At 41.5% G+C, this 1,591-nt stretch carries 1 protein-coding gene; it reads left to right on the top strand.

Annotation, left to right across the window (positions count from 1 at the left end; genetic code table 11):
* The first annotated feature begins 404 nt into the window (after positions 1 to 404).
* On the top strand, positions 405 to 1,541 hold the full coding sequence (gene lctO, locus HT719_RS09580) for an L-lactate oxidase (protein ID WP_000120708.1): 1,137 nt from the start codon (positions 405 to 407) through the stop codon (positions 1,539 to 1,541).
* Positions 1,542 to 1,591: the final 50 nt, after the last annotated feature.

The following is a 1,591-nucleotide window of genomic DNA, read 5'->3' as shown; positions in this document are numbered from 1 at the left end:
TGAATCCTATTGAGCAAGCATGGGCTATCTTGAAAAAGAAAGGAACAGATTTATTAAGGGAAGTCCCAACTATTTTTGAATGTTTGGAACGCTTTTTTAAAACTAAATAACTGATATAAGTCCATAGGCCCTATTAGAGGATGTTCTGGTGTCTTATTTACTTGTTTTTATAGCATTAGTAGATAGAATCAGCAAATAAAAAAGTAGTTCAAATGCCTGGCAGCAAAAAATCTCAACGATTCACTTAATATAGACTAAAGTTTAGAGTTTAAGGAAAGTAGGGCTAATATATTGTATGAAAAATAAGATTGTTTTTAAGCAAAACTCTTGAAAATGATTGAAAAAAGAGTTATTATAGATGTATAGTAAAAAGCAAACGCTTACTTAATCAAGGAGGACAGTTTATGTCATACAAAACAAGCAATGCAGAAGGGCATGTAGATTTCATTAATACCTATGATTTGGAGCCAATGGCGCAACAAGTGATCCCTAAAGCAGCATTTGGCTATATTGCTAGTGGGGCAGAAGATACTTTCACTTTAAGAGAGAATATCCGTGCCTTTAACCACAAACTCATCGTTCCACATACGCTTTGCGATGTTGAAAATCCAAGTACAGAGATTGAATTTGCAGGTGAAAAACTATCCTCACCAATCATTATGGCGCCTGTTGCGGCTCATAAATTAGCGAATGAACAGGGTGAAGTGGCGACTGCGCGTGGTGTGCATGAGTTCGGTTCTCTTTATACAACCAGTTCTTACTCTACTGTTGACCTTCCAGAGATTTCTGAAGCCCTTCAAGGGACACCTCATTGGTTCCAATTTTACTTTAGTAAGGATGACGGTATCAACCGCCACATCATGGACCGTGTGAAGGCTGAAGGTTATAAAGCGATTGTCTTGACGGCAGATGCTACTGTAGGGGGCAATCGTGAGGTGGATAAGCGTAATGGTTTTGTCTTCCCAGTTGGCATGCCGATTGTTGAAGAATACCTGCCAGAAGGTGCTGGTAAATCAATGGACTTTGTTTACAAATCAGCTAAACAGCGTTTGTCTCCACGCGATGTAGAATTTATCGCTGAATACTCTGGACTTCCTGTCTATGTCAAGGGACCACAATGCCGTGAGGACGTTGAGCGTTCACTTGCTGCGGGAGCTTCTGGTATCTGGGTAACCAACCACGGTGGTCGTCAAATCGACGGTGGACCAGCCGCTTTTGACTCGCTTCAAGAAGTGGCAGAAGCAGTTGATAGACGTGTGCCAATTGTCTTTGACTCTGGTGTTCGTCGTGGTCAACACGTCTTTAAAGCCTTGGCTTCAGGAGCAGACTTGGTAGCTATTGGTCGCCCTGCTATTTATGGTTTGGCTCTTGGTGGTAGTGTTGGTGTGCGTCAAGTCTTTGAACACTTGAATGCGGAATTGAAGACAGTTATGCAATTGTCTGGAACTCAGACCATTGAAGATGTCAAACACTTCAAACTTCGTCACAACCCATACAACCCAACCTTCCCAGTTGACCCTCGTGACTTAAAATTGTATTGATAAAAGAGATTGCCTCCACTGAATGTGGAGGTTTTTCTTATGGCTTCAAG

Origin of the sequence: Streptococcus sp. k-378 (genome assembly GCF_013277505.1) — a bacterium.
GTDB classification, from domain to species: domain Bacteria; phylum Bacillota; class Bacilli; order Lactobacillales; family Streptococcaceae; genus Streptococcus; species Streptococcus pseudopneumoniae.
Note: the sequence above shows the minus strand (reverse complement) of the source record. Positions and strands in the feature narration are given on the sequence as shown.